Origin of the sequence: Sphingobacterium sp. MYb382 (assembly GCF_037572665.1) — a bacterium.
Classification (GTDB): Bacteria; Bacteroidota; Bacteroidia; order Sphingobacteriales; family Sphingobacteriaceae; genus Sphingobacterium.
In genome coordinates, this window is record NZ_JBBGZT010000019.1 from 100,714 (window position 1) to 127,128 (window position 26,415).

At 38.3% G+C, this 26,415-nt stretch carries 26 protein-coding genes and 1 tRNA gene; 10 read left to right on the forward strand and 17 right to left on the reverse strand.

All coding sequences use genetic code 11. The features are described from left to right. Positions 1–47: 47 nt before the first annotated feature. From rimO to rpmB, 5 genes are all read right to left on the reverse strand, one after another. Positions 48–1,382 carry a 30S ribosomal protein S12 methylthiotransferase RimO gene (rimO, locus tag WH223_RS08395; protein ID WP_340047122.1) on the reverse strand — a complete coding sequence of 445 codons (1,335 nt, stop codon included), beginning with the start codon at positions 1,380–1,382 and terminating at the stop codon, positions 48–50. A 9-nt stretch (positions 1,383–1,391) separates the two neighbouring features. Further along, on the reverse strand, positions 1,392–2,357 hold the full coding sequence (gene ftsY / locus WH223_RS08400; protein ID WP_340047123.1) for a signal recognition particle-docking protein FtsY: 966 nt from the start codon (positions 2,355–2,357) through the stop codon (positions 1,392–1,394). 279 nt (positions 2,358–2,636) lie between these two features. Next, entirely contained in the window at positions 2,637–2,798 is a 162-nt protein-coding gene (locus WH223_RS08405) for a DUF4295 domain-containing protein (RefSeq protein ID WP_340047124.1), read from the reverse strand. A 43-nt stretch (positions 2,799–2,841) separates the two neighbouring features. Further along, positions 2,842–3,024, reverse strand: coding sequence for a 50S ribosomal protein L33 (gene rpmG / locus WH223_RS08410; protein WP_340047125.1), 183 nt, complete (start codon positions 3,022–3,024; stop codon positions 2,842–2,844). Between the two features lie 67 nt (positions 3,025–3,091). Beyond that, entirely contained in the window at positions 3,092–3,325 is a 234-nt protein-coding gene (rpmB, locus tag WH223_RS08415; protein ID WP_340047127.1) for a 50S ribosomal protein L28, read from the reverse strand. A 302-nt stretch (positions 3,326–3,627) separates the two neighbouring features. On the opposite strand from rpmB, the gene recO reads away from it, so the two are divergent. Beyond that, entirely contained in the window at positions 3,628–4,353 is a 726-nt protein-coding gene (gene recO, locus WH223_RS08420) for a DNA repair protein RecO (RefSeq protein ID WP_340047128.1), read from the forward strand. Positions 4,354–5,208: 855 nt separating this feature from the next. Here recO and WH223_RS08425 read toward each other — a convergent pair. Further along, positions 5,209–5,400: a cold-shock protein gene (locus WH223_RS08425; protein WP_093364840.1), complete on the reverse strand. Its 192-nt coding sequence runs from the start codon at positions 5,398–5,400 to the stop codon at positions 5,209–5,211. A 154-nt stretch (positions 5,401–5,554) separates the two neighbouring features. Here WH223_RS08425 and WH223_RS08430 point away from each other — a divergent pair, with 154 nt between their 5' ends. From WH223_RS08430 to gcvT, 4 genes are all read left to right on the forward strand, one after another. Continuing rightward, positions 5,555–6,271 carry an SIMPL domain-containing protein gene (locus WH223_RS08430; protein WP_340047130.1) on the forward strand — a complete coding sequence of 239 codons (717 nt, stop codon included), beginning with the start codon at positions 5,555–5,557 and terminating at the stop codon, positions 6,269–6,271. Between the two features lie 130 nt (positions 6,272–6,401). Next, positions 6,402–6,779, forward strand: coding sequence for a hypothetical protein (locus WH223_RS08435; protein ID WP_340047131.1), 378 nt, complete (start codon positions 6,402–6,404; stop codon positions 6,777–6,779). Continuing rightward, entirely contained in the window at positions 6,779–7,468 is a 690-nt protein-coding gene (locus WH223_RS08440; RefSeq protein WP_340047132.1) for a pseudouridine synthase, read from the forward strand. Before WH223_RS08435 ends, WH223_RS08440 begins: the two co-directional genes overlap by 1 nt. A gap of 124 nt (positions 7,469–7,592) precedes the next feature. Continuing rightward, positions 7,593–8,672, forward strand: a complete 1,080-nt coding sequence (gene gcvT / locus WH223_RS08445; protein WP_340047150.1) for a glycine cleavage system aminomethyltransferase GcvT — start codon at positions 7,593–7,595, stop codon at positions 8,670–8,672. A gap of 27 nt (positions 8,673–8,699) precedes the next feature. Here gcvT and WH223_RS08450 read toward each other — a convergent pair whose 3' ends face one another. Genes WH223_RS08450 through WH223_RS08460 form a run of 3 tightly spaced genes read right to left on the reverse strand, consistent with a single transcriptional unit; the run spans position 8,700 to position 9,583 of the window. Then, complete coding sequence (locus tag WH223_RS08450; protein WP_340047133.1) at positions 8,700–8,933, reverse strand: DUF6358 family protein; 234 nt, start codon at positions 8,931–8,933, stop codon at positions 8,700–8,702. Between the two features lie 3 nt (positions 8,934–8,936). Further along, entirely contained in the window at positions 8,937–9,239 is a 303-nt protein-coding gene (locus WH223_RS08455) for a hypothetical protein (protein ID WP_340047134.1), read from the reverse strand. 29 nt (positions 9,240–9,268) lie between these two features. Continuing rightward, positions 9,269–9,583 (reverse strand): rhodanese-like domain-containing protein, encoded by a 315-nt coding sequence (locus WH223_RS08460; RefSeq protein ID WP_340047135.1) that lies wholly within the window; start codon positions 9,581–9,583, stop codon positions 9,269–9,271. A 139-nt stretch (positions 9,584–9,722) separates the two neighbouring features. On the opposite strand from WH223_RS08460, the gene WH223_RS08465 reads away from it, so the two are divergent. Then, entirely contained in the window at positions 9,723–11,039 is a 1,317-nt protein-coding gene (locus WH223_RS08465; protein ID WP_340047136.1) for a M20/M25/M40 family metallo-hydrolase, read from the forward strand. Between the two features lie 75 nt (positions 11,040–11,114). Here WH223_RS08465 and WH223_RS08470 read toward each other — a convergent pair whose 3' ends face one another. Further along, positions 11,115–13,766 carry a TonB-dependent receptor plug domain-containing protein gene (locus WH223_RS08470; protein ID WP_340047138.1) on the reverse strand — a complete coding sequence of 884 codons (2,652 nt, stop codon included), beginning with the start codon at positions 13,764–13,766 and terminating at the stop codon, positions 11,115–11,117. 97 nt (positions 13,767–13,863) lie between these two features. Here WH223_RS08470 and purD point away from each other — a divergent pair, with 97 nt between their 5' ends. After that, complete coding sequence (gene purD / locus WH223_RS08475) at positions 13,864–15,138, forward strand: phosphoribosylamine--glycine ligase (RefSeq protein ID WP_340047139.1); 1,275 nt, start codon at positions 13,864–13,866, stop codon at positions 15,136–15,138. Positions 15,139–15,247: 109 nt separating this feature from the next. Next, positions 15,248–15,319: transfer RNA gene (locus WH223_RS08480), tRNA-Glu, on the forward strand. Positions 15,320–15,488: 169 nt separating this feature from the next. On the opposite strand, the gene WH223_RS08485 is transcribed toward WH223_RS08480, so the two are convergent. The 5 genes from WH223_RS08485 to WH223_RS08505 form a co-directional block, all read right to left on the reverse strand. Beyond that, entirely contained in the window at positions 15,489–15,968 is a 480-nt protein-coding gene (locus tag WH223_RS08485; RefSeq protein ID WP_340047140.1) for a hypothetical protein, read from the reverse strand. A gap of 750 nt (positions 15,969–16,718) precedes the next feature. Beyond that, positions 16,719–17,915 carry a Swt1 family HEPN domain-containing protein gene (locus WH223_RS08490; RefSeq protein WP_340047141.1) on the reverse strand — a complete coding sequence of 399 codons (1,197 nt, stop codon included), beginning with the start codon at positions 17,913–17,915 and terminating at the stop codon, positions 16,719–16,721. A 154-nt stretch (positions 17,916–18,069) separates the two neighbouring features. After that, a complete protein-coding gene (locus tag WH223_RS08495; protein ID WP_340047142.1) occupies positions 18,070–18,723 on the reverse strand; it encodes a hypothetical protein in 654 nt (217 codons plus the stop codon). Between the two features lie 241 nt (positions 18,724–18,964). Next, complete coding sequence (locus WH223_RS08500; protein ID WP_340047143.1) at positions 18,965–19,738, reverse strand: hypothetical protein; 774 nt, start codon at positions 19,736–19,738, stop codon at positions 18,965–18,967. Between the two features lie 233 nt (positions 19,739–19,971). Beyond that, positions 19,972–20,895, reverse strand: a complete 924-nt coding sequence (locus tag WH223_RS08505) for a DUF2971 domain-containing protein (RefSeq protein ID WP_340047144.1) — start codon at positions 20,893–20,895, stop codon at positions 19,972–19,974. Between the two features lie 617 nt (positions 20,896–21,512). Here WH223_RS08505 and WH223_RS08510 point away from each other — a divergent pair. Next, positions 21,513–21,911, forward strand: a complete 399-nt coding sequence (locus WH223_RS08510) for a hypothetical protein (RefSeq protein WP_340047145.1) — start codon at positions 21,513–21,515, stop codon at positions 21,909–21,911. 213 nt (positions 21,912–22,124) lie between these two features. After that, complete coding sequence (locus WH223_RS08515; RefSeq protein ID WP_340047146.1) at positions 22,125–22,544, forward strand: helix-turn-helix domain-containing protein; 420 nt, start codon at positions 22,125–22,127, stop codon at positions 22,542–22,544. A gap of 191 nt (positions 22,545–22,735) precedes the next feature. Here the strand turns inward: WH223_RS08515 and WH223_RS08520 are convergent, their stop codons facing one another. Further along, positions 22,736–23,116, reverse strand: coding sequence for a hypothetical protein (locus WH223_RS08520; protein WP_340047147.1), 381 nt, complete (start codon positions 23,114–23,116; stop codon positions 22,736–22,738). Between the two features lie 254 nt (positions 23,117–23,370). Beyond that, positions 23,371–26,415, reverse strand: a 3,045-nt coding sequence (locus WH223_RS08525; protein ID WP_340047148.1) for a T9SS type B sorting domain-containing protein, incomplete at its 5' end; no start/stop codon positions are given.

Sequence of the window (26,415 nt, forward strand, 5' to 3'; positions counted from 1 at the left end):
TTAAATTATATCATTACGCTGACAAATAGCCAGCGCTAAGTAATCATCTATTTTACGATAGAGCCATAAAGGTCGAAGTCCTCAGCGCGATCGACCAATACATTAACGAAATCGCCTACGCGTGCATAGTTTGTTTTCGCATCCAACACGACTTCATTATCGACTTCTGGTGAATCATATGCTGTACGGCCGATGAAAAAGTCACCATCCACACGGTCTACCATCACCTTAAAAGTTTGACCAATCTTCGTTTGGTTGATTTCGTAAGAAATACCTTGCTGTACTTCCATGATTTCTTCCACACGTTGCTCTTTAACTTCCTCAGGCACATCGTCTACTAAATCGTAAGCATGTGTTTTCTCCTCATGTGAGTAGGTGAAACAGCCTAAACGATCGAAGCGACTTTCTTCTACCCATTCCAACATTTCTTGGAAATCTTGTTGCGTCTCACCTGGGTAACCACAGATTAACGTTGTACGTAAAGCGATATCAGGCACTTTGTCGCGAATTTGGTTCACTAAGTCTATCTGCTTCTGCTTGGTCGTTCCACGACGCATGGACTTCAACATGTTGTCACTGATATGCTGTAAAGGCATATCCAAGTAGTTACAGATGTTAGAGCGCTCATTCATCACATCAAGGATATCCATTGGGAATCCTGAAGGATAAGCATACTGCAAACGAATCCAATCGATGCCATCGACATCAGAAAGGTGACGAAGCAAATCAGAAAGGTTACGCTTTCCATATATATCTAATCCGTAGTATGTCAAATCTTGTGCAATCAAGATCAATTCTTTCGTGCCGTTGGACGCTAAAAATTTAGCCTCTTTCACTAAGTCATCGATAGATTTAGAGACGTGTTTACCACGCATCAAAGGAATAGCACAAAATGAACAAGGACGGTTACAGCCTTCCGCAATTTTGAAGTAAGAATAGTGTGAAGGTGTTGTCAATAAACGCTCACCCAACAACTCATGGCGGTAATTTGCACCAATACTCGTTAACAAATCAGGCAAATCATTCGTACCGAAGAAAGCATCAACACTGCTAATTTCAGCCTCTAGCTCTGGTTTATAACGCTCCGAAAGACATCCTGTTACAATCACTTTATTTACTTTCCCTTCGTCTTTCAACGCCGAAAACTGTAGGATGGTATCAATAGATTCTTGCTTTGCATTATCAATAAAACCGCATGTATTAATTACTACGATATCATTGGCTTGAATATTATTAGACTCGTGAACAACGTCGATTTGGTTTCCTTTCAGCTGACCCATCAACACTTCACTATCATGTATATTTTTGGAACAGCCAAGGGTAATGACGTTCACACGTGGTTTGCTTATAGTAGAAGCAACCGTTGATTGTTTTGTTCTCATTTATTTTACTTATGACTTAAACAAGCTATCCACAAAGTCCTTTTTGTTGAACAACTGTAAATCACCAATTTTCTCACCTACACCTATATATTTAACAGGAATCTTAAATTGGTCTGAAATACCAATAACGACCCCACCTTTTGCCGTACCATCCAGTTTAGTCAAGGCTAATGCATTTACCGCTGTAGCTTGTGTAAACTGGGTTGCTTGTTCGATTGCATTCTGCCCTGTCGAAGCATCCAATACTAATAAGATTTCATGTGGAGCATCAGGCACGACTTTCTGCATCACTTGCTTAATCTTAGTAAGCTCATTCATCAAGCCTACTTTATTATGCAAACGACCTGCTGTATCGATAATCGCTACATCATCGCCATTGGCTACCGCCGACTTCACGGTATCAAAAGCAACCGACGCAGGATCGGAACCCATGGCTTGTGCCACCACACGTACACCGACACGCTCACCCCACAGCTTGATTTGCTCTACTGCGGCAGCGCGGAAGGTATCCGCAGCACCCAATACCACTTTATTACCTGCTTCTTTCAGTTGATGGGCTAACTTGCCAATGGTGGTCGTCTTACCGACACCATTCACTCCCACCACCATAATTACATAGGGCTTATGGCTTCCATATTCAAAATGCTCGAAATCGTTACTGTTATTTTCTGCCAACAGATCTTGAATCTCTTCTTTGAGCAATCTGTTTAAATCGTCGGTACCGACATACTTATCGCGGGCTACACGTTGTTGTATACGATCGACGATTTTCAGGGTTGTGGTAACCCCTACATCCGACATCACCAACACCTCCTCGAGATTATCAAGGACCTCATCGTCGATGGTAGCTTTACCAACAACAGCCTTGGTAATTTTAGAGAAAAAACCTTCTTTAGTCTTCTCTAGACCTTTGTCTAGTGCCTCTTGAGATTCAGGTGTTTCTTGTTTCTTTTTAAAAAAATCGAATAATCCCATGTGAATCGTATAAAATAGATTTGTGTTTAATATGCCCAGTCAAACTTAGCTAAATTTAAGGTGATTTACAATACGAGGATTGTAAACACGCTGTCATCTAAGCTGCTTCATCCATCCAAAAAAGGAAAAACAAATATCGACAGGCACGTTAATTACGGTACTTACCAGCATCCCGCACTTGACTTAAAAACAACTAAAAAAGCCCTTTCGGCATATTACCAAAACGGCTTTTTTAATTTTTAAAGAAAAACTTTAAAAAAAGGATTTTTCCTAGGATGCTTATTTAGAAGCTGCCGCTAGAACGTCTTTTACTTTATCATTGTGAATCATACTCTCTTTGAAAGTATAAGCTCCAGTTTTGTCTGATTTTTTAGTAATGATAACTTTTGTGTACTCTTTACCACCACCTTTTTGCAACGATGCAACCGCTTTCTTTGCCATTGTTTTATATTTTTAGTCGAGCGTTTAAAGGCTCAAAAGTTAATTATTTAATTTCTTTATGAACAGTAACTTTTCTCAATACAGAATTGAATTTTTTCAACTCTAAACGCTCTGTAGTGTTCTTTTTGTTTTTCGTAGTGATATAACGAGACATGCCCGGAAGACCACTCTCTTTGTGCTCAGTACATTCTAAGATTACTTGTACTCTATTTCCTTTTTTAGCCATGGTTTTACTTTATTTTAATCCGTATGGATTAGATTTCATGAATATTATCGATAACAGGCGGTAAGAATTAAATAGATCCTTTTTGGATAAATTTATTAATTACAGCTGTAATTCCGTTTTTGTTGATTGTTTTAATTGCAGAAGTTGAAACTTTCAAAGTAATCCAACGATCTTCTTCTGGAATAAAGAAACGTTTAGTTTGTAAATTAGGATAAAATTTACGTTTAGTCTTAGCGTTCGAGTGAGAAACGTTATTTCCTGTTAATGCCGCCTTGCCTGTTAAATCACAAATTCTTGACATGATATTTGATTTTTATGTTGTCTGTTCAAAATATTCTCTTTTCACAAAGAGTTTGCAAATATCCATATTTCTTTCCTTAAATACAAGAGTTGAAAGAGAATAATTTTTAAAAAACAAAAAGATCTCTAATTTCAACCTTGTTTTTCAATAAATAGTTTTCAACAATCCACAGGGCCAAATCGCCCATTAAAACCATATATATAGGTAAAATTGCTGAACGTTCTTTCCCTGAGTCGTTAATAAGAAGAAGCGAGAATATTTGCTCGGGCTTCGTACCTTTGCGCAAAGGTAATAAGAAGATTATGCTCCACAAAACTAAAGGTATTGCACTTAAGATGACTAGCTATTCAGAAAATAGCATTGTTGCCCATGTCTATACGGAACTGTTTGGCATGCAAGCCTACTTGATTAATGGAGCGAAAAAGCCGAAAGCCAAAATACACGCAAACTTCTTCCAGCCGCTACATCCTGTAGACATGGTGGTATACCATAAGGATAACAATGGCCTTCAGCGCATTAAGGAGGCACAGCAGGTACCTGTACTTAAACATATCCCCCTTGACATCATCAAGAGTTCCCTTGCTTTATTCTTAAACGAGGTGATGTATAAAGCCCTGAAAAAGCAATCGCCGGATCCTTTTTTATTTCATTTTATACAACAGGCAATTCAATGGCTGGATGAAACGGACAGTAATTTATCGAATTTCCACCTTATCTTTTTAGTGAAACTTAGTCGTTTCTTAGGCTTCCTTCCGCTACACACTCCTGGGAAAAAGCTCCCTTATTTCGACTTGATGGATGGTATATTTGTGCATAATTTACCTGCTCACGCTCATGTGTTGCAAGCTCCACATACCGATATTTTCTATCAGCTGCTACAAACGGGTTTTGACCAATCGGCAGCTTTAGGCATGAGCAAGGAGGACCGTAAATTCCTACTCGAAAAACTTATCGAATTTTACCGCCTGCATACCGAGAACTTCGGCGAAGTGCATTCGCTCTATATTTTGGAAGAGATTTTTAGTTAGTTTTTTCTGCGCTGCCGCGGATAAAGGAGGCCTACACAACATAAAGCAAGAAGCCGTACAGTAATGAATAAACATGCGACCCTTCCAGGGTCGTTCAACAAATCCCATCAATTCATTGCTATAAATATGTCAATCCTCCGGATTGATTAATACAGCAGATGTTGCTGCACAAGTTACTATGATCTGCACGAGCTCCTCTTTTCTGCATCAATCCCCTCCCCTCAATGACGTCATTTCGATAAGGCACGAATAAAAATCTAGCTACACACAGAATAGATTAAACATAAAATGAATACCTCGGAGGGGTAATATGCCTATAGAAAGAAAGCCAGAGGCTACACGACCCTAGCGGGGTTGAATCTTATAACCGGCACAATCACGTCATTTCGATAAGGCACGAATAAAAATCCAGCTACATGATAGAATGGATTAACCATGAGATGAATACCCCTAAGAGGTAATATGCCTATAGAAAAAAAGACAAAGACTACACGACCCCAGTGGGGTCGAATCTTATAACCGCCCTCGTATAGACTTTTCAAAAAGCATTTTATCTTGAAGAAACCACATATACCATATTTCTTTATCGATTATGCATTGCTGAATTTCTCGTTAGAGTAGATTTGAGAGGACGATTACAAAAACTTGCGTAAACAACTGTGTAACAAGAAGCGCTAGGGATTGGAGCAATTGTCTGAGCTCTTTGGCCCTTCAGCCAAAAGCGAGTGCGGAAAGCCCGCCACGAGGGCGCAACTTAAAAGCGCCCGCTGCGGAGCGCCCAAAAAATAGAGACATAAAAAAAGTCTGACATGGAATACATGTCAGACTTTTCACAATAAATATATAAATCTATTATTAGATAAGTTTTACATTTACCGCATTAAGACCTTTACGGCCTTGTTCGACTTCGTAAGAAACGTGATCATTTTCACGTACTTTGTCTACTAATCCTGAAACGTGAACAAAAATTTCGCTCTCGCCTGAGTTTGGAATGATGAAACCGAAACCTTTGGTCTCATTAAAGAATTTTACTACGCCTTCTTGCATTTTAAATTGAATTGTTTTTTTTGTAATATTCTAAAGGTATAAATTATTTTTCAATGTGTAGATTTATTTTAAAAAAAATTAAACGATAATTGAATAATCTAGTCATAGAAAAACAAGAACAGCATTTTTAAAGTTTATTTAAGCAACAACAAACATGAAAAAAGTACTTATCCTTATCACAGCAATTTTCACCATGACAATGGCTAACGCACAAACAACGAACTACGAATCAAGCAGAAAGGTTGCGACACGCGGCTATGCGGAGCGCGAAATCACGCCAGATATCATCTATTTATCGATCGCTTTGCGTGAGTACTGTGTGGATGGCAACTCGAAAAAGAAAGTAGCTATTGAGACTTTAGAAAAGCAATTATATGATGCGGCGATGGCTATCGGCGTGAAGAAAGAAGACTTCACGATTCAAAATATCTACAGCTACAACAGTGACTACAGCGGTAACAAGAAAAAAAATACGGAGCTTTTGCAAGCGAAACAGTACCGCATTAAGATTACGAACTTAAATGGTCTTGACCAAATGTTGGATAATGTAGATGCTAAAGGCTTAGAAAGTACATCAATCAGCGGTTACGACCACACACAAAAACGTGAGATTGAGAAAGAATTGAAAATTGCTGCTGTAAAAGATGCACGCGTAAATGCTGAGATTATCGCTTCTGCTACGGGCGACAAAATTGGTAAAGCAATCTCTATCAATGACAACAGCTCTTTTGGCTGGAACGATATTATGCCGAGATCTTTCGCTATGAAATCTATGGGCGCTAGTGCAGATGTGGCTCATGAGAGTTTAGACATCAGCATCCGTCCTATCAAATTGACATGTAATATTGACGGTGTTTACGAGCTTTACTAAGCTTAACTTTAAAATATTTGTGCATAGGGGCCTTTCTTCCGAGAAAGGCCCCTATTCTTTTTTGGGGGCTGACTTATTTCCTATGGCATAGCATAGTGTGTTTATAAAGAGGAAGCTTTACTTTTGTAGCATGAGCAAAACTAGAATTTTCGCCTTATCGCTGATTGCTATCATGCTATTGGCCTTTGTAACAAACCCTTCCAAAGAAGAGCAGGAAGCGCGCGTGAAGGAAAAGGCTTTAGCATTGATGAAAAATGCAGCTTCGGAAAAGGACAAACAAAATAATGAGCTTGTGGACTTCGGTGTTCAGCTTTTCGGCAATGTGTTGGTAGACCAGTTCATCCAAAACAATGTTAAAGTATATAATTACTACTTCTTTTCGTTGACGAAAATACGCTGGGAAGGGAAAGAATCGACGATTGGCGGAGGTGCTTTTAAGCAGATTTGGCTAAGCCCGAAGATTGATGAGAAGGCGAAAGAGATTGTAACGGCTATTAAAGGTTCCTAATGCTCGATATTTTATTTCAAGATGAGGAGCTCATCGCCATCAATAAGCCTCATGGTTTGTTGGTTCACCGTTCGTCGATTGCGGCAGACACGTCCGAGTTTGCTTTGCAGATCCTACGCGACCAAATCCAACAGCCTGTTTACCCGGCACACCGATTGGACCGCAAGACGGCTGGTGTTTTATTGTTCTCGCTTAGTAAAGCGATGGACTCGAAGGCGCAAATGCTATTTGCGGAACGCAAGACGGAGAAGGTATATTTGGCTATTGTGCGTGGCTACACGGAGGACAGTTTCACGATTGACTACCCTTTGAAGAAGGAAAACGGAACCGAGCAGGAGGCTATTACGCATATCCGGACGCTACACCGTGCTGAGCTTCCCATCCCGATGGGCAAGTTCGAAACTTCACGCTACTCGCTGGTGGAGGCACGCCCTGTCACGGGTCGTATGCACCAAATACGGAGGCACCTAGCCCATGTGTTCCACCCTATTTTGGCCGACCGCCCCCATGGCTGCAACAAGCAGAACAAAATGTGGAAAGAACGGTTTGAGATGGACACGATGATGCTTCATGCACAGGAGCTTGCTTTTGAGCACCCTTCAAGCGGAGCGGAAGTACGCATTAAAGCGCCACTGCAGGCGGCATTCATACGCACGCTGGAGCTTTTGGATATGCCTATCCCTGAGTAAATAAGCGACCTTAGGGCTTTATCGAACCTTGGAAAGCAACGATTTCAAGAATAGCTAGCGGAAAGGTTTGAAATGGGCTTTTCTTTGCCTATTTTTGAAAAAAATTAGTTTAAAAACCGACATGATTAAAAACACTGCACTTACCGAGCATCATATCAGTCTTGGTGCCAAGATGGTACCTTTTGCTGGCTTCAACATGCCTGTTCAATATTCTGGAATCAACGACGAACATGAGACCGTTCGTCAAGGTGTTGGCGTTTTCGATGTGAGCCATATGGGTGAATTCATCCTTAAAGGTGAAAAAGCATTAGACCTAATCCAAAAAATTTCTTCTAATGACGCATCAAAACTATATGATGGAAAAGTGCAATATGCCTATATTCCTAATGAAACTGGTGGTGTTGTAGATGACTTCCTTATCTACAAGATTGATGACCAGACGTATTTCTTAGTGGTAAATGCTTCTAACATTGAAAAAGATTGGAACTGGATTAGCAAATACAACACGTATGGTGTAGAGATGAAAAACATTTCTGACCAGACTTCTTTGTTTGCCGTTCAAGGTCCTAAAGCAGCCGACGCATTGCAGTCTTTGACGGATGTGGAGCTTGCACCAATGGAATACTACACGTTCCAAAAAGGTACTTTCGCAGGTGTTGACAATGTATTAATCTCTGCTACAGGCTACACTGGTGCTGGCGGTTTTGAGATTTACGTGGCAAACGAGGATGCGCAGAAAGTATGGGATGCTATCTTTGAGGCTGGTGCTAGCTACGGTATCAAACCGATTGGTTTGGCTGCTCGCGACACGTTGCGTTTAGAGATGGGCTTCTGTTTATATGGTAATGATATTGACGATACGACATCGCCTCTTGCTGCTGGCTTGGGCTGGGTTACGAAATTTACGAAAGACTTCGTTAACGCAGAAAACTTGAAAGCAGAGAAAGAGAATGGCGTAGCGCAGAAATTAGTAGGCTTTGAGATGATTGACCGTGGTATTCCTCGTCACGACTACGAGATTGTGGATGCTGAAGGCAACAAAATTGGTCGTGTTACTTCTGGAACACAGTCGCCAACATTAAAGAAATCTATCGGCTTGGGCTATGTGAACACTGCTTTCGCAAAAGAAGGAACGGAGATTTTTATCTCTATCCGTAACCAATCGGTAAAAGCACAGGTGAAGAAACCTCCTTTCGTAAAGTAATCACACGATACAACATAAAAAAGGAGCTTATTTAGCTCCTTTTTTATGTTTCACGATTGGCTTTGGTGTTTCCGCTCGTTTTTTAGCTTCTTTTTTTACAACCTTCAATAAGACTGTTTTCAGGTAAACCATAACGACAAGCAGGGCTAATGCGATAAAAAGAATCAGCTGATTGCCGGCTTGGTAGGCAAGAAATCCACTATAGCCTAAAAAGACGATAGCGAAAGTTAATAGAAGGTTGAAAATAAAATATTTAGACATGCTCTATTTCTTAATTAATTTTTGTCCGATGACCTGTTCACGTAGGAAAAAAAAGTAAACTACCCCTGCGAACACATTGCCAAAGATAATGAATATTAAAAATAGCATGCGCTTTCCATCATTCAACTTGGTGGACAACATCAATTCGCGCAAGACCAATACTACCCATATCAGCGATACTAAGAGCGCAATACTCAACAATACCGCCGCAAAAGGCAGCTTCAATAAGGTCCACAACAAGGCTAATCCATAAAAACCAAGGCTAAAATAAAAAGCTTGCTGCGTTTCCCGTACTAAATTTTTCATGTGACAAAGTTAGCAGAAAAAAATGCTACCTAGTATACGTCTAATGAAGGGTCAATTTCTTCTTTCCATGCCAAGATACCACCTTTAAGGTTGGCTAGGTTATCAAACCCTTGTTGCTCTAACAACATCACGGCTTGTGCACTACGTTTTCCTGAACGGCACTGAATGATAACAGGCTTATCTTTAGCCAATTTATCTGCTTCAATAACGATACCTGCCAATGGGATATTTAATCCACCGATATCAGACACTTCATATTCAAAAGGCTCGCGCACATCGATCAATTGAAAATCTGCTTGGCTGTCAATCAGCTCTTTTAATTCCTTTACTGTAACTTCTTTCATAGTATTATAAATATTGAACGCCCTTGTGCGCACTTGATTTTTTGAATCTTACGTATCAAATATACTATTTTTCGTAACTTGTTCGGCATCGTATATAAATACTGATTTTCAATTAACAATTACCTACATAAAAAACCAAATGAAAAGTTCTTTTTTCCCTGCTATGCTCTGCTTTGCTGTTTTTTCCTTCCAGGGAATCGGCATTAGCCATGCTCAAATTGCCGACCGCAAGGAGGTGCAACGTATTGTAGAAACCCTTGCCGCCGACGAGATGCGTGGTAGAGCTTCCTTTAGTAAGGATATCGAGCGCGCTGCCGACTTTATAGCTTCGGAATTTAAGAAAGACGGCTTAAAGCCGTATGCGGAAGCCAACTACCGACAATCATTTCAGGTAACGCGCATTAGCGCTGCGCAGCAGTCTGTCGCGGTAAATAATACGCCCGTTGCTGCAGACGATTTTCTGATTATTAGCGCTGATGCGAAAGTAAACTGGACGGAGAAGGACGCTATTGAGCAGCTAAGCATCAAAGAGGGGGAAGACTTCTCTACGCGCTTTCGCGAGATTGTTAGGGAGAATCCAAACAACGCTATCGTGTGGGTTGATGCCTCCTTTGCGCCGATGTTGAGCCGCTTCAAAAAGATTTTTTCACGTGAAAACATCGTTCCCAAGCAAGATATTGAATCTCCCCATGCGATAAGCAAGGTTTTTATCCTTAAACCGACGGCCGAGCCCAAGTCATTCGCCATTCAAGCGGGCACAAAAAAAGAAGACCTTCCTTTGTTTAACGTGGCGGCGGTAATTCCGGGGAAATCAAAACCTGATGAATATGTTATTTTCTCAGCACACTATGACCATATTGGCATTTTGTCTGCTGTAGGTCAAGACTCTATTGCCAATGGTGCAGATGATGATGCTTCGGGTACTACAGCGATGATTAGCTTAGCAAAATATTTTAAAAAGCTTAACCAAAATGAACGTACCTTGATTTTTGTCGCCTTTACGGCGGAAGAAATTGGCATGTATGGTTCTAAATATTTCTCCAACAACATAGATCCAGACAAGGTGGTCGCGATGCTTAACATTGAGATGATCGGTAAAGATTCTAAGTTTGGCCCTAACAGCTTGTACGTGACGGGCTACAACAATTCTAACCTAGCGACCTTGATGCAGGAGCAAGTGAAAGGCACAGCCTTCACCTTCCATCCGGATCCATACCCACAGCAGAACTTATTTTACCGCAGTGACAACGCTGTTTTAGCAGCCTTAGGTGTACCAGCACATACTTTCTCCACTTCACAGATTGATAAAGACAGCTATTATCATACGGTGAAAGACGAAGTGTCAACACTGGACATCGATAATATTAAATCGAGCATTGAGGCTATCGCCAAAGGTGTGATGGGCATTATCAAAGGAGAACAAACGCCTACACGTGTTGAAAAATTAAGAGACTAACATGTGATTCATGATAACAAATAAGGCCTGATTTCTAGAAATCAGGCCTTATTTGTTTATAAGCTTGTTGTTGTTTTATTTCACTTCAATTTCTAGGGTTTTATGACCTATTTTACCATTAAAATCAACACCTTCGATGGTAATCAGGTATTTCCCTGGTCGATCTGCCGTGTAGAAATCAAAGGCAGCTTTACCTGCTTTGTCGGTAACAATATTCGGTTCCCAATGGATGGTGCTTCGCAAATCTTGGTTAAGCTTCTGCGTAGAATCCACCTCGTAAATAGGTTTGTAGAACGTTTTACTGACGTAGAATCCCTGCGGCTGAATGGTCAACATACCCAACGGAGCCACGGTGCTTGCTATCGCATCTTTACCCGTTTTCGAGGTAATGATAATTACGCCATTTCCACCGTACATCCCATAAATAGCCGTATAATTACTATTGCGCAAAACCTCTACTGAGGCTACATCAGCAACATTGATAGACGACAACTGATCTCCTTGGATGTACATACCGTCTAGTATCACCTGCATTTCTCCACCACCGCGTGTGGAGTATGGAATGCCACCTCTAAACATAACCCCCAATAATCTACCCGATAAACACATGTCTAAGGTAGCACAGGTCGATAAATCATCGGCACTAATTACTTGGTCTGCATTTCCTGCCCCATTTAGGTTTGTAGAGCTCTCGGAGGCCTTGCTCCTCGGCTTACGTGCTGTCACGGTAATCGATTCAATAACGAGACTTTTCTCCATCAACCCTTGAGACTCTAGTCCTGCAAAATAGGCTTTTGCTTGCAGCAGCTCCTCCTCCATCAGTTTATTTACACCATAAACCTCATCGGGCCAATTTTTATTATTCCCTAACGCTGGGGGTTCCACTGTAGGCACAATGATATCTATATTTTTCTTCCCTTTATCGTCCTTCGCGGAGACAATAAACTTCACGCTATCCGGAAACAACAAGTTGTTAAACTCAAAATCTCCATTCGCGTTTGCTACCGTATCGATAAAGTTCATAAAGTTCTTCGTGGATATTAAGGTCACATGGGCATTTGGAAAAGCCGACTTACGCCCTACTTTACGGGTTTGCCCTTTAATCGATATTGCTTCTTCCACAGCATAAGCAGGCTTTACCGTATCCAGCGAAGCTGTCAAATCAAGTTTACGCCAAGCTTGCGTTTGGAGCAGCTGATCAATATCTTTCACCTTAACGGTTTGGTCAAAATAGTAGCCCGGGTCCTCGATATAGCCTTTCACATCGGCATTTAGGAACAGGTTGGAATAGATATTAGCTTGCAAAGCTGTATTTGCTTTCAAATTTGTAATATCTAGCACTGAAGCCGATAAAGCGGCATAACGCACGGTATCGGTAGCTTCACCAACCTCCATACTTACATCTACTTTTTTACGTGGAGCATAGCTCTTTGCGTTGGTTTGTCCAACGATATCCAATATGCTCTCTGCATTCTTAAACACAAAAACAGGGCGCTCAATCAAAGGACGCATATCACTATCCAAAATAGTAACCGTCAAAACTCCTGATGGTAAGCTAGCCTTAGGCGCAAAAAAGGTAAGCTCTCTTTTGTTTGCCTTTTGCTTGGCTACGTGATACGTGCGCCCCATATATTGCACCAAAAAGTATATCTCTTGATTATTCTGCTTGTCCTTACTGATATTTACTTGTGCATACAAACGGTCGGCACCCAAATTATTAACCAACATATTAAAACCACTAGACAACAGCGCTGGTAGTTCACTTTCTACAGACGTGCCGTCTTCAAAAACAGTGTGCGCCTTTAAACCGACCTGCTCATCGATAAATAAAAGCCCTGATCCCATTCCTAGATAATTCGTCTCTACGATGGCTACCGTATCTTTATTAGGGGTAAGCAGGTAGGTTGTTGACTTAATACCTTTACCATTAGGACGCAAACTCTTTACTGCTAAGCCGTTCATGCCTCCAAGCAATAAAGACCCTCCTTCGGGGAAGAACTGCACACTATTGGGCCTACTTTCTATAGCAGGAAGTTTGAAAATCTTGTTAACCGTACTTTTTTGTGCATTATCGAAAGAAAGAGACAGCTTTGCGTCGGCAAAATCTGCGGCTAGCGGCAGGCTTATTTTCCCGTTTTCATCGGTCGTTAATCGTCCTTTCTTAAGGGAAGACCCATTTTTTTCTATTGTGTAACGAATGCTTGTTTTTGGTAACGGTGCTTTTTTCAAATCGTTCAATTGCACCACAAACTGATTGCCTTCTTGCTTATAGGACGCGATGACCTCATCGGAACGCCCATTACTAATGGTGAGGTTTTGATCGTAGAAATAGTCTGAGGCGTCATTACGCATCCAATTGGTGTAGGCACGCAAGCGGTAGGTTCCTTCAACCAAGGTATCGATAAGCGTAATATCTGCCATCCCTAACCCGTTGACGAGTGGAATTTTTACCTTATCGACAATATCCCCCTTGGGGTCTATGAGATCAACATAGGCGATTTGACTAAGGTTGGATAGCCACCGATTGGCATCAAGCACATTATACAGCTTAAACCAGATTGTTTCCCCTGCGGTGTAGGCAAACTTATCGAGTTGGAGGTGTATTTTTTCTACTGGCCGATGTGCTTGGTAGGTATTCATCTTAGATAAGAAGGCTTGCTCACCTTGTCCAAAAACGACCAAAGGCAGCCACAGGCACCATAACAGTACTATTCTCTTTAAGCTCATGCTAATAATTAGTTAAAATTGACATTAAATTACAAAATTTATCGAGATCTCTTTTAATTTTTATAGATTATTGATTTACATCGGTATCTTTGTTGGCATGAACATCCTAATCATCGGTTCGGGCGGAAGAGAGTCTGCCTTTGCATACAAACTATCAAAAAGTCCAAAACTAAACCAACTATTCATTGCACCAGGCAATGCTGGTACACAACAGTATGGACAAAATGTAGATCTTAAAGTAACAGATTTCGAAGGCATCGCACAATTTGTGCTGGCTAACCAGATTACTATGGTGGTCGTTGGCCCAGAGGAACCTTTAGTAAAAGGAATCCACGATTTCTTCTTGTCTCGTCCTGACCTTAAGGATATCCCTGTTATTGGTCCGCAGCAACAAGGAGCACAGCTGGAAGGTTCTAAAGACTTCTCCAAAGAGTTTATGTTGCGTCACAACATTCCTACGGCGGCTTACCGTTCGTTTGACAAGTCTAACTTGGCTGATGGATTGGCCTACCTAGAAACACAGAAGCTACCTATCGTGCTTAAAGCCGATGGATTGGCTGCTGGTAAAGGGGTGTTAATCTGCGAAACACTGGAAGATGCTAAAACAGAATTACAAGCGATGATTGCAGATGCCAAATTTGGTGCTGCGAGCTCGGTCGTTGTGATTGAAGAATTTTTAAAAGGTATCGAATTATCCGTTTTCGTGCTGACAGACGGTATTTCTTATAAAGTATTGCCTTCGGCGAAAGATTACAAACGTATTGGTGAAGGTGATACTGGCCTGAATACAGGCGGTATGGGCTCTATCTCGCCTGTTCCTTTTGCTGATGATGCTTTCCTTGGTAAAGTGGAAGAACGCATCATTAAGCCTACCGTAGATGGCTTAAAGAAAGACGGCATCCCGTACAAGGGTTTTATCTTTATCGGCTTGATGAATATTGATGGCGAGCCTTTCGTTATCGAATATAACGTTCGTATGGGCGACCCGGAGACAGAATCGGTATTGCCGCGTATTGAATCGGATTTGTTAGACCTTTTTGAAGGTGTGGCTGAAGGCAACTTAGACACGCGTTCGTTCACGGTAAGTCCAAAGACGGCCGTAACGGTGATGTTGGTGGCTGGTGGCTACCCTGGCGAGTATGAGTCGGGCAAAGAGATTGTGAATATCGAAAATGTGGAAGATTCTATCGTTTTCCACGCGGGTACGAAACTTGTTGATGGCAAAGTGGTGACGGCTGGTGGCCGTGTTATCGCGGTAACAACCTTACAAGATAACCTCCTTGATGCCCTTCAACAGGCGACAGCGGACGCTGGAAGGATCTTTTACGAGCGTAAATACTTCCGTCGCGACATCGGCTTCGATTTAATTTAAAAAATAATCTTTTCTGGCTCAATGAATTATATATTGAGCCAGAAAAATCCCTCAAAAATATTTTGGAGAAACAAATAATGCACTTATATTTGCATCACCAAAAGCAATTGGCCCGTTCGTCTAGGGGTTAGGACGCCAGATTTTCATTCTGGAAACAGGGGTTCGATTCCCCTACGGGCTACAAAAAAAAAGCAACTCAAATGAGTTGCTTTTTTGCTTTATAACTATTTCTACGCTGAAATAAGTTCGGTTAACTTTCACTTATTTCAGTACAGGACATAGATAAAACAAAAGCCCTTAAAGGGCCTTTATTTTATACTACGTGTTCATGTGTATATAAACTTTAATCATTATTTAGTTAAAACATAATGACTGAAATTTACAAAGTCTTCTTTGACTGGGATTTGCTTCTCACCATTTTTAAAGAAATCAGTTAAAGTAATCCTGTTGTCTGAAATATTCCACCTAGTTTCTAGGATATATTTTTCTGAATCTCCCATTAATTTCTCGTTCTGTATTGTATAAATTAATACATTAACCTTGTTATCCGGTGAGGTTGATGAATTAATCTTGAGAAACTTTTTGTTATTTATTTCAAAGACTGAATAAACAGTATTTACTACTTCGCCATTCTCGGATTTCACTATTATATCGCTATTCAATTCATTAATATCAAAGTTGTTTAATAAATTTTTCCCGGTTTTGTCTTTAAACTCTAAAAACTGTTCATACATATTTGGAACAGCATCTGCTGTCTTTTTACAGCTTGTTGAAGTTAGCATAAGTAATATGCTTCCAATTACTAGATTTATTCTCTTTAAACCGATCATCTTTTAAGGTTTTGTTATATATAAGTTCTTATGTGAGTATTGATAGTAATTTTTGGTTTGGCTTTCATGATGCATGCTGCTAAACCAGGCATTGTAATTAGAAACTCAGTCTCAATTTACATAATGAAAATAGCAGTGAAAAGTAGTTTTTTCAAAAAGTTTATTTTTTAGTATTTAGCATTGAAGATTGCGACAACTTTGAATAGCGCACAATCTTCACCTTTCGTTAATACCATGTTATCAGATGCTGTTATGTATTAATTATTATAAATAAATTCTCATGATTTAAATAATAACCAAATCCTACAGGTTATCTAAATAAACATTAGCAACAGACAGAACCTATCATCAATCGTATTTCAGCTTAAATAATCAAAATATCGACTTTGGTACTACCATATAGCCTATAAATTAAATTATTTTTTTCCGAAAAAGACGGATATAAATACAATCTAATTATTTTCAAAAATCTATTTAAACACTAATATCTAATAAAAAAATAAAAGCTCGTTACGGGAATCCGGAATTACTTGATTGATTTAGGTGTTCCAAATAACGGTTCGGAAATTGCCAAAGGCGAGGAAAAGGAAGCAAAAAAGTTCAATTCACCAACATAGCAAAACTATTTTTTATTTTCTAATCTATACTTTTTGGGCAAATAAAAAATGGTTTTTACGGATAGAAAGCACAAAAGTTGACGTTTGCACTTAACCTACTCTTTTGCAAAAGCAATGTTAGCGGAAGTTTTTCCTATCCTTCATTTATTAAAAAGTTTCTTGAAAATATATCCATTTCTACTTGATGTTTTTGAATCTCACTATTGATTTCAGAAATCCTTTCTGTATTTAAAGTTTCGGTTTCTTTTAGAAGGTTTTGTTGTAGATTTTTCAACTTTTCAAAATAGAAAACAATGTCTTTTTGAGTATCTTTCTTTTGAATTGGAACAACAATTGATTTTAGTTTAACTACTTTTTCATCCAAAAATACAATTAAATTATCGATGTTTTCTCGAATCTTAATCAACTTTGCTAACAAGTTGTTTTCGTTTTGAATTTCAGAATTATTGTATTTTGGTTTATATTCTGATTCACTCATAATTTTTTTAACTTTCAACTTCCAGTTTTCATTTAGGAATACAGATTGAAAATTAGTTAGTTCCACTAAAGCCTTTGAAATTAGTTTTTCGTGAAGTTCTTTTAGTTTTTCTAATGTTTCTGTTGTTATTGTTCTATTGTGAGCTTCTTCTCGGCGAATTTTATTCAATAAGTCCATTTGTGTATTGAAGTCTTCTAATTTTGAAAAATAGCTTTTAAAAAGATTAAAATGTGTAGAAATTATTTTTTTGAGTTGCAATGTAAAAGTATATTGAACTAAAATACTGCCATCATTAATTTCTTCACCAAATTGATTTTTGTAAGTTTCTTTAACATCATTTCCAAGTTTATTGTTTAGACTTAAATTCCACCAATCTTCACCATATTTATTATAAAGCTTCAGTTTTACAAATTCTCGTAAACAATTTTCTAATTCTGAAATAATTTGTTTAGCTTGGGTTAACCTAAAATCATCAGTATTTTCTTGAAATAATGTGAGTTTATACCATTCAATCGCTTTTCCTGTGCCAATTAGTTCAGCGGTAGATTTTGTTGATAAAGCATACAATATTTCATCATTATTAGAATTAAATGCCCTAACTAGATAATGAGAAAAACTTATGTTTTCATATAGATTTTCTCTGAAAAAACCGTTAAAAAAACCCATTATTGATCCGATTTCTAACTTTATATCATTAGATTTTGACGATTTAGGATAAAATACACAGCAAAGATTATCATCATTGACTATAGAAATTTCCTTGACTAAAATTTGTTGACATTTTGGATTGAGTAAATGAAGGTTTTCAAGTCCTGTTTTTAAAAACTTTAGTAAATTTTCAGAAGTTATCATTTCGAGGTTTAAAATTTCCGCCAACGTTTTCGGGCTTTGCGTTCGGGCGGGTTTTGAAGCACAAAGTTTCAATTTATTACTAAAGTTTAATAGAAGCACAAAACTCTAGGCTTGCACGTCAGCCCCGCTTTTAGCAAACCCTTGTTAGCGGTAGTTATTCTTCTATAAATTCAACGTTTTCTTCAGGTTTAAGAGCATATCTATTTATTAAATAATTAGTTCTTCTTTCGTTCGGTTGTGGTAAATTTTGGGTATAGTTATTATTTAACTCGTTTAAAAATGCTTGTCTATCCTGTTGTGAAAGCAATTCAATTAAACTAGCTATTTCAGTTTTAATGGTTGTCAATTCGGCTTGTTGTTGCACATTTGAGAGATTATTAATATTTCTTTCATAACTATCAATACGATTATATAATTCTTGAAGCCTTCCCGGAAGTCCTAATCGTTTTTCAGTTCTAATTATGTCGTTTTGTGGAATATTTGGGTCATCATCAATTCTGTTAATTACTACTTCAGAAAATTGTCTTACATCACTTATGATTTCTCTAACACCAGCTCTGAATGAACCATAATTTGCTATACCTATATAAATAGCTGTACTCCAAACAATAATTCTAGTTTTTAATGACCCTTTTTCAAACTCAATTGAAATCTTATATACATGTTCATTTTTTAGATATTCACTAGAAGTAAGCCCAATTTGAGATAAATAAGCATCTTTAATTTTTAACTTATTCCTTTCAGAATATTCAAAATCAAATTTTATATAGGTTTCTCCTATTTTATAAAGTTCTATTTCATTTGTCATAAGCTATTTTGATATTGAGATACACTTGTCATAATTACCGCTAACGCGCCGCGTATTGGCGATAGTGGCGGACTAGAAAGCTAAAACTTTCAATCTTGCACTAACCTAAGCAACAGCCTTTTATTATTTTCTAAATTTATGAAAAAAGGAAATATAAAAGGCCGTTGCGACTAAAAAAAGGAGAAACTTTCAATTTCTCCCTTAAACTGCCATTTCGCCAAACCCTTGTTATGTGCTGTATTTAGGAACTTTTTTTAATAAATTCAGCAACTTCTATTTTTTTTGATATAGGGAAAATCCAACCGTTCAAACCTCCATTCCATTTCCCTCCCAAATCTTTTAATTCATCCTTTATTGATGTGGTATTTCCCTTTACTAGAAATGATTTCACTTGACCGTTCTTTTCGTAATCTTCAATATAGATTGCATTTTCTTTTATTATTTTTTTAATTTCTTTCGTCTTCTCTGTAGTTTCTTTTTGCGTTGGCTTTTTTACTGGATTATTTTCTAATAAGTTTCTGACATTAATTGTTAATTGTCTCAAAAGTTGTTCTTTAAAATCGGCTAAATTATTATATGAGCCTGTTAACCCAACTTTCCTCATTTTTTTTTCGAAATCTTTTAATGATTTATATTGATCTATTTCTAATTTGTTCGGATCTATACTCCTAGAGGAAAAATATAACATAACAGGTTTTTCGTTTTCAATAAACCATTCAATTTCTTCGGCAGTTCCGCTTTCACTTACGCCTGTTGGAGAACCTAATCTTGTCCAAAAAACACCGACTGCCATATCACAGCTAGTGACGATCTGATTATTTATTATTCCTTGTGCTCTATCTCCAAGCAAAGGTGCCGAATGTGTTTCCCATTTTACGGGCAATAAAACTACACTATTCGTTTCTGCATTATTATTATTCCACTCCGAAATAATTTGTGGAATTGCAATTCTTTCTTCTTCTACATCGCCTGGACTTGCAATTAAAACTTTAAACACTTTAGCTTCAAATGACATATTTTTTTATTAAGTAGTTTTTGGGTTAATATAGTACATAACGGGCCGCGGCTTGGCGATAGTGCGGGCTTGGATTGAGCGAAAGTTCAATTCAGGCCGAAACGTAGCCAAAGCTTTGAGCCTTTTGGTAAAAAAAACAAAAGCAAACAGCTTTTGGCGGCTAAATATGCGAGAATTTCAATTTTGCACTTTAACCCGCATTTTGCCAAGCCGATGTTAGCTGTAGTCATAGATTATAATAGAATTAAATCATTTCGAGAAATAATACCATTTTCTAGTTTCATTTGATAAAATTTACATTTATATTCTAATTTTTTAACTATCTCAACTATTTCTGAAATATCCTTTTTAGAAGTTCTTATGCCAAAGGTTATCGATTTTATGTTATCCGATAAAATTTTTACATCAGCAAATAATCTGTCAGTCTGGTTGCTAACTGAAATTTTCGTTTCTTTAGTTTGCATATCTGTTACTGATTTAATAGAACCAAAGCTTTCAGCAAACATAAACCTATATTCATTCTCATAACTCCAATTTGTCCTTTTTGAAAATATTACATCTTTTATCATTAAATTTCTAACTTCTTCAGTTTCTCCATACAATAGCATATCTAAAGGATTTGATTGTGGATTTAGATTTTCGTGATAAGTAACTTTACCTTCTTTTAAATTTCTTGGTGCATCAATAAATACTTTGTCTAATTCAATTACACATCCATAATTTTGATCACCATAATGAGCCCACATTAGATTATTATCGTAATTGTCAGTTACACATAAAATTCTAAATATTCTAATTAGTGCAGTATTAATATAATTTCTATAGTCTGAATCAGGATTATTTGTGATATTCAACATCACATCAACAAAATTTTCTGTGGTAAAAGTACCTTGGTCAATAGAAATCTTAAAAGCTTCTATTAACAATAGAGTTATATGACTAAATTTATTGTAATCATAATCTAAATGTTTTCCTTTTGCAAATTCTGTTAATATTTCAATATATTTTTCGTGAGCTTTCCTATGTTCTTCATTTGTAAATGGTACAAATTGACACTCTTCAATATCATTGAATTGTAAAGGACTTGACCACCTTAATGAAAGGTTCTCTAAAATTAATTTTGTTGTCGAAGTTGTCGTGTATTTATAATAGTTCATTTTTGAATTTACACTGCCTATTTAATGATTACAGCTAACGTTTTGGGTATTGGCGAAGAGTGATTATCTAGCACAAGCTCTGTAAAAAGCAGAAGCCTTGAAGATTGTGACAATTTTGAACACCGCACAATCTTCACCTTTCGTTAACACCATATTTATCAGATGCTGTTATATATTAATTATTTTAAATAAATTCTCATGATTTAAATAATAGCCAAATCCTACAGGTTATCTAATTAAATATGCGTAATAGATAGAACATACTATCAATCATATTTCAGCTTAAGTAATCAAAATATCGACTTTGGAACTGCCATATAGTCTATACATTAAATTATTCTTTTCCGAAAAAGACTGATATAAATACAATCTGATTATTTTCAAAAATCTATTCAAACGCGAATATCTGATAAACCTTTTGAAAGAAGTTACGGGAAACCGTACTTACGGAATAATCCAAATATTACTAAGCAATACTGCACCAACCCTCCCCTACTACACACAAGGGAATATTCAGCGATCTAATTGAGTTTATTCTTGAATATTTTGTAAGTTCGTAATACCGATAAACTTATCTATATCTCGAATTTACCAGTAAAATAACGGAGGCTGTCAAAATGAGAAAGTCATATTTACTAATTAATCTTATCATAGTTTTATTGCTTATTTCATGTAATAGCTATCAAAATATAATATCTACAAATAACAATGGAGGGTATACTTTACAGGCATCAAGTAAAACACCTGCTGATAGTGTTACTTTTTTAATAACAGTCTACGATATAAATACAAAAAAGACTATAAATACGGGGGTTCACACCTACTTGTTTGAAACGGTAGAAATTAAAAATAAATATCAAGATTCAAGAAATAGTTTTTCTGACAAACCTCCCTTTTTTACAATTAACGCTTTCGGCTACAAGCCAATGGAGACAAGACCTATTTCTTTCAAAAAGGGAAATTTCTTTACTATAAATGTATTTTTAGAACCAAACAGCAATCCCCTTACTGATTAATTTTTTATAGGTAGGCTTCCCAAAAAGCAAATAATAAAATTTGAAAACTCCTCAAACGCGGGAGTATAAATTAAGCAATACCGCAACCACCACTCCCCTCCGGAGCACAGTGGAATATTCAGTCGTCAAATGGAGTTTATTCTTTAATATTTTGTAAATTCGTAACACTGATAAATTTATCAGTGTTACGAATTTACCAGTAGAATAATACCAATGGAAGCTAAGCAACATATACACGAAGGAAGAAATATCAAACGCTTTAGAGAGATGTTGGGTATTAAGCAAGAAACGTTAGCTTATGAGCTAGGCGATGCTTGGACGCAAAAGAAAGTATCTCAGCTGGAAGCTAAAGAAAAAGTAGAAGACGCTATCCTGGAGCAGGTTTCAAAGATTTTAAGAGTACCCGAAGAAGCTATCCGGAACTTTGATGAAGAAAGGGCGATCAACATTATGTCCAATACGTTTGACAATGAAGCCATCGCAGTTGCATACTCTGAAAACTACAAGTGTACCTTCAATCCGTTAGATAAACTTATCGAAGCTTATGAGGAGAATAAAAAGCTTCATGCAGAAAAGGTCGTTTTATATGAGCGGCTTTTGAAAGCCTTAGAAAACCCGAAAGATTCTTTGTAAGAGATTTATCGGAACCGATTACCCTAGAATGGTGAGATTTTTTGCGCTGCGCGCGTCAACATATTATAAATAAACCCAAAGCGGATATTTCCCTTCTGGCCACAAAAAAAGCAACTCCTTGGAGTTGCTTTTAGAATTAGGCTAATTATCCAACGACACAGTTTGAGTTACCATTCCCAATATAAATCGGTTTAAATATTCTTTACAAATACGATAGTCGCCTCGGTGTTAACACCCTTATTTACTGACACATCAACCCTTAAGGTATCAATACCTTTTGGCGCAAAAACTTTTATTTTTTCATTTATTGTAGAATATTCATACAAATCACTATTACCTTGTCTCACTAAAATAAATTCCTTTTTTTCAGAGCTAATATATCTTAAAGCACCTTTAATATACTCTATTTTTGCTGTATCTCTCAATTCGCTTTCTATAACGGTCTCGACTTCCCCCTTATAATTATTAGAGATTATAGAATGCAATGTGTAATTGTAAGTTGATTGCCCATCTATGCAAGAGGTTAAACAGACTATCAACAATCCCCCTATCGTGAGTAATATTTGCTTCATATTTAATTGTTATTAATAAAGAGCCTAGTAAAACAGGCCTTCATATTGTTAAAATTTACTTTCGCCCCAATATCTTATAAAAATTTTGATGAAAGTTACGGGAAACCGCACTTACACAATTACTCTAAAAATCAAAAGTTGCCCCTACGGGCCACAAAAAAAGCAACTCCAAGGAGTTGCTTTTTTTGCTATTATAGTATTCTTTATTATTGATTAAGCGACGGCTACAAGCCGCGCCAATTCTTATCTGGGCATTACTTTTTAATTAAAACCCATCCTTTCATTACTTCAAACTGATCATCTTTATAAAGCTTAATGATGTAGAAATAAGTACCTTCATTCAAGCCTCTACCTGCCCAGCTGTTATTATATTTCTCGCTGCGGTATACTTCATTTCCCCAACGGTTTAAAATGGTAAGCGATAGCTTATCATAATTCTCCAGTCCTATAATCTCAAACACATCGTTCACACCATCACCATTTGGCGTGAATACATTTGGAATAAACAAGCTTGATGCTTCAATTGTAATTGTTGCTGTCGCGCTACTACAGTTATTCGGGTTCAGCACCTCACAAATGGTATAGGTATAGGTGTATGTGCCTGGTCGTGTTCCTGGCAGCGCCATAATTGTACCATCAGGATTCATGAACAAGCCTGGATTACTAGAAACCCCAGGTACCAAGGTCACCTTATCTAGATTAACCGCTCCGTTGTTAAACTTGTCGTTTTTCAACACAGTCTCCATGACGATAGACTCTTGGCTCCATGCTACTTTATAGGCATCATTTACGGCTATTATAGGAGCCGGTGCTACAGTTACAGTAGCAATCGCCTCATCACAGTTGTTCGGGTTTAGCAGTTCACAAATACGATATCTTATCGTATGCGTTCCTTGTGCCGTGCCTGGTCTTACCGTAATTGTACCTTCAGGATTCAATGTTAATCCTGCTGGAGCGCTGTCCAGCCAGGTTAATTTAATATCAGCAGGGTTGACGACCTGAAGGTTCAACCTATCGTTCGCAAGCACAGAAAGCGTAGTACCACCATTCTCGCCGTTTATTGGCTCAAACGTATCATCTTCTGCAATTATCTCTATTAGCTCTACTACAATTCTTACTTCGGCTGTTGAGCAGTTTGTAGGGTTCAACACCTCACAAATCGTGTATGGATAGGTGTAGGTTCCGGCTGGTGTTTTCGGTGCCACCGTAACTGTACCATCACCATTCATCGTAAAACCTGCATTTGGACTTACGCCAGGTCTTAAATGAACCTCTGCAGGCTTCACAACTTTACCGTTAAGTGTATCGTTCTCCAATACTGAAACTGTAATACCACCATCTTTACCGTTGATAAGTATTGGTGTGTCGTCGTTCGCTTTAATCAGTGCTGCTGTAACTGTAATCGTCACATTAGCTGTTGAGCAGTTCGTAGGGTTCAATACATCACAGATTGTGTATGGATAGATATACGTTCCTGCTGGAGTTTCCGGTGTAACCGTAATCGTCCCGTCACCATTCATCGTAATGTTTGCATGTGGACTTACGCCAGGTGTTAAGCTTACTTCTGTAGAATTAACAACCTTACCGTTCAGTGTATCATTATTCAATACAGAAACCGTCGTGCCACCATCTTTACCGTTGATACTTGCTGGTGTATCATCGTTGGCAACAAGCGTCCCCGCTGTAACCGTAACGGTCACATTAGCTGTTGAGCAGTTCGTCGGGTTTAATACCTCACAAATCTTGTATGGATAAATATACGTTCCTGCTGGAGTTTCCGGTGTAACCGTAATCGTACCGTCACCATTCATCGTAATATTCGCATGTGGACTTACGCCAGGTGTTAAGCTGACTTCCGTAGGATCAACAGCCGTACCGTTCAGCGTATCGTTATCTAATACCGAAACCGTCGTGCCACCATCTTTACCGTTGATACTTGCTGGTGTATCATCATTGGCAACAAGCAAGGCTGCATCCACGACAATAGTAACCTCAGCGCTAGAACAATTCGTTGGGTTCAATACCTCACAAATCGTGTATGGATAAAAATAGGTGCCTGCTGGAGTTTCCGGTATAATCGTAATCGTCCCGTCACCATTCATCGTAATATTCGCATGTGGACTTACGCCAGGTGTTAAGCTGACTTCCGTAGGATCAACAGCCGTACCGTTCAGTGTATCATTATCCAATACCGAAACCGTCGTGCCACCATCTTTACCGTTGATACTTGCTGGTGTATCATCATTGGCAACAAGCAAGGCTGCATCCACGACAATAGTAGCCTCAGCGCTAGAACAATTCGTTGGGTTCAATACCTCACAAATTGTATATGGATAAAAATAGGTGCCTGCTGGAGTTTCCGGTGTAACCGTAATCGTCCCGTCACCATTCATCGTAATATTCGCATGTGGACTTACGCCAGGTGTTAAGCTGACTTCCGTAGAATTAACAACCGTACCGTTCAGCGTATCGTTATCCAATACCGAAACCGTCGTGCCACCATCTTTACCGTTGATACCTGCTGGTGTATCATCATTGGCAACAAGCAAGGCTGCATCCACGACAATAGTAACCTCAGCGCTAGAACAATTTGTTGGGTTCAATACCTCACAAATTGAATATGGATAAAAATAGGTGCCTGCTGGAGTTTCCGGTGTAACCGTAATCGTCCCGTCACCATTCATCGTAATATTCGCATGTGGACTTACGCCAGGTGTTAAGCTGACTTCGGTAGGATCAACAACATTACCGTTCAGCGTATCGTTATCCAATACAGAAACCGTCGTACCACCATCTTTACCGTTGATACTTGCTGGTGTATCATCATTGGCAACAAGCAAGGCTGCATCCACGACAATAGTAACCTCAGCGCTAGAACAATTTGTTGGGTTCAATACCTCACAAATTGAATATGGATAAAAATAGGTGCCTGCTGGAGTTTCCGGTGTAACCGTAATCGCCCCGTCACCATTCATCGTAATATTCGCATGTGGACTTACGCCAGGTGTTAAGCTGACTTCCGTAGGATCAACAACATTACCGTTCAGCGTATCGTTATCCAATACCGAAACCGTCGTACCACCATCTTTACCGTTGATACTTGCTGGTGTATCATCATTGGCAACAAGCAGATTTGTAACGGTAATAAATATAGCACTCTGATTATTATCTAATTCATTATCTTGTGTATCGGACTCCACATCCGCCACGTTATTGGTATCCCCAGTCTCCAATACTAGCGCACGTATCGTTAATTGAGCTTCCTGATCAACATCCAAGTCACCAATAGTCCATAATCC

Excerpts from the sequence above, each read along its gene's own strand:
- WH223_RS08490 (WP_340047141.1), bottom strand. The coding sequence starts at position 17,915 with ATGATAACTTCTGAAAATTTACTAAAGTTTTTAAAAACAGGACTTGAA.
- WH223_RS08425 (WP_093364840.1), bottom strand. The coding sequence starts at position 5,400 with ATGCAAGAAGGCGTAGTAAAATTCTTTAATGAGACCAAAGGTTTCGGT.
- ftsY (WP_340047123.1), bottom strand. The coding sequence starts at position 2,357 with ATGGGATTATTCGATTTTTTTAAAAAGAAACAAGAAACACCTGAATCT.
- WH223_RS08435 (WP_340047131.1), top strand. The coding sequence starts at position 6,402 with ATGAGCAAAACTAGAATTTTCGCCTTATCGCTGATTGCTATCATGCTA.
- WH223_RS08470 (WP_340047138.1), bottom strand. The coding sequence starts at position 13,766 with ATGAGCTTAAAGAGAATAGTACTGTTATGGTGCCTGTGGCTGCCTTTG.
- WH223_RS08505 (WP_340047144.1), bottom strand. The coding sequence starts at position 20,895 with ATGAACTATTATAAATACACGACAACTTCGACAACAAAATTAATTTTA.
- WH223_RS08515 (WP_340047146.1), top strand. The coding sequence starts at position 22,125 with ATGGAAGCTAAGCAACATATACACGAAGGAAGAAATATCAAACGCTTT.
- WH223_RS08430 (WP_340047130.1), top strand. The coding sequence starts at position 5,555 with ATGAAAAAAGTACTTATCCTTATCACAGCAATTTTCACCATGACAATG.
- WH223_RS08500 (WP_340047143.1), bottom strand. The coding sequence starts at position 19,738 with ATGTCATTTGAAGCTAAAGTGTTTAAAGTTTTAATTGCAAGTCCAGGC.
- WH223_RS08520 (WP_340047147.1), bottom strand. The coding sequence starts at position 23,116 with ATGAAGCAAATATTACTCACGATAGGGGGATTGTTGATAGTCTGTTTA.
- purD (WP_340047139.1), top strand. The coding sequence starts at position 13,864 with ATGAACATCCTAATCATCGGTTCGGGCGGAAGAGAGTCTGCCTTTGCA.
- WH223_RS08510 (WP_340047145.1), top strand. The coding sequence starts at position 21,513 with ATGAGAAAGTCATATTTACTAATTAATCTTATCATAGTTTTATTGCTT.
- rpmG (WP_340047125.1), bottom strand. The coding sequence starts at position 3,024 with ATGGCTAAAAAAGGAAATAGAGTACAAGTAATCTTAGAATGTACTGAG.
- WH223_RS08485 (WP_340047140.1), bottom strand. The coding sequence starts at position 15,968 with ATGATCGGTTTAAAGAGAATAAATCTAGTAATTGGAAGCATATTACTT.
- WH223_RS08455 (WP_340047134.1), bottom strand. The coding sequence starts at position 9,239 with ATGAAAAATTTAGTACGGGAAACGCAGCAAGCTTTTTATTTTAGCCTT.
- WH223_RS08465 (WP_340047136.1), top strand. The coding sequence starts at position 9,723 with ATGAAAAGTTCTTTTTTCCCTGCTATGCTCTGCTTTGCTGTTTTTTCC.
- rpmB (WP_340047127.1), bottom strand. The coding sequence starts at position 3,325 with ATGTCAAGAATTTGTGATTTAACAGGCAAGGCGGCATTAACAGGAAAT.
- rimO (WP_340047122.1), bottom strand. The coding sequence starts at position 1,382 with ATGAGAACAAAACAATCAACGGTTGCTTCTACTATAAGCAAACCACGT.
- recO (WP_340047128.1), top strand. The coding sequence starts at position 3,628 with ATGCTCCACAAAACTAAAGGTATTGCACTTAAGATGACTAGCTATTCA.
- WH223_RS08460 (WP_340047135.1), bottom strand. The coding sequence starts at position 9,583 with ATGAAAGAAGTTACAGTAAAGGAATTAAAAGAGCTGATTGACAGCCAA.
- WH223_RS08495 (WP_340047142.1), bottom strand. The coding sequence starts at position 18,723 with ATGACAAATGAAATAGAACTTTATAAAATAGGAGAAACCTATATAAAA.
- WH223_RS08450 (WP_340047133.1), bottom strand. The coding sequence starts at position 8,933 with ATGTCTAAATATTTTATTTTCAACCTTCTATTAACTTTCGCTATCGTC.
- WH223_RS08405 (WP_340047124.1), bottom strand. The coding sequence starts at position 2,798 with ATGGCAAAGAAAGCGGTTGCATCGTTGCAAAAAGGTGGTGGTAAAGAG.
- WH223_RS08440 (WP_340047132.1), top strand. The coding sequence starts at position 6,779 with ATGCTCGATATTTTATTTCAAGATGAGGAGCTCATCGCCATCAATAAG.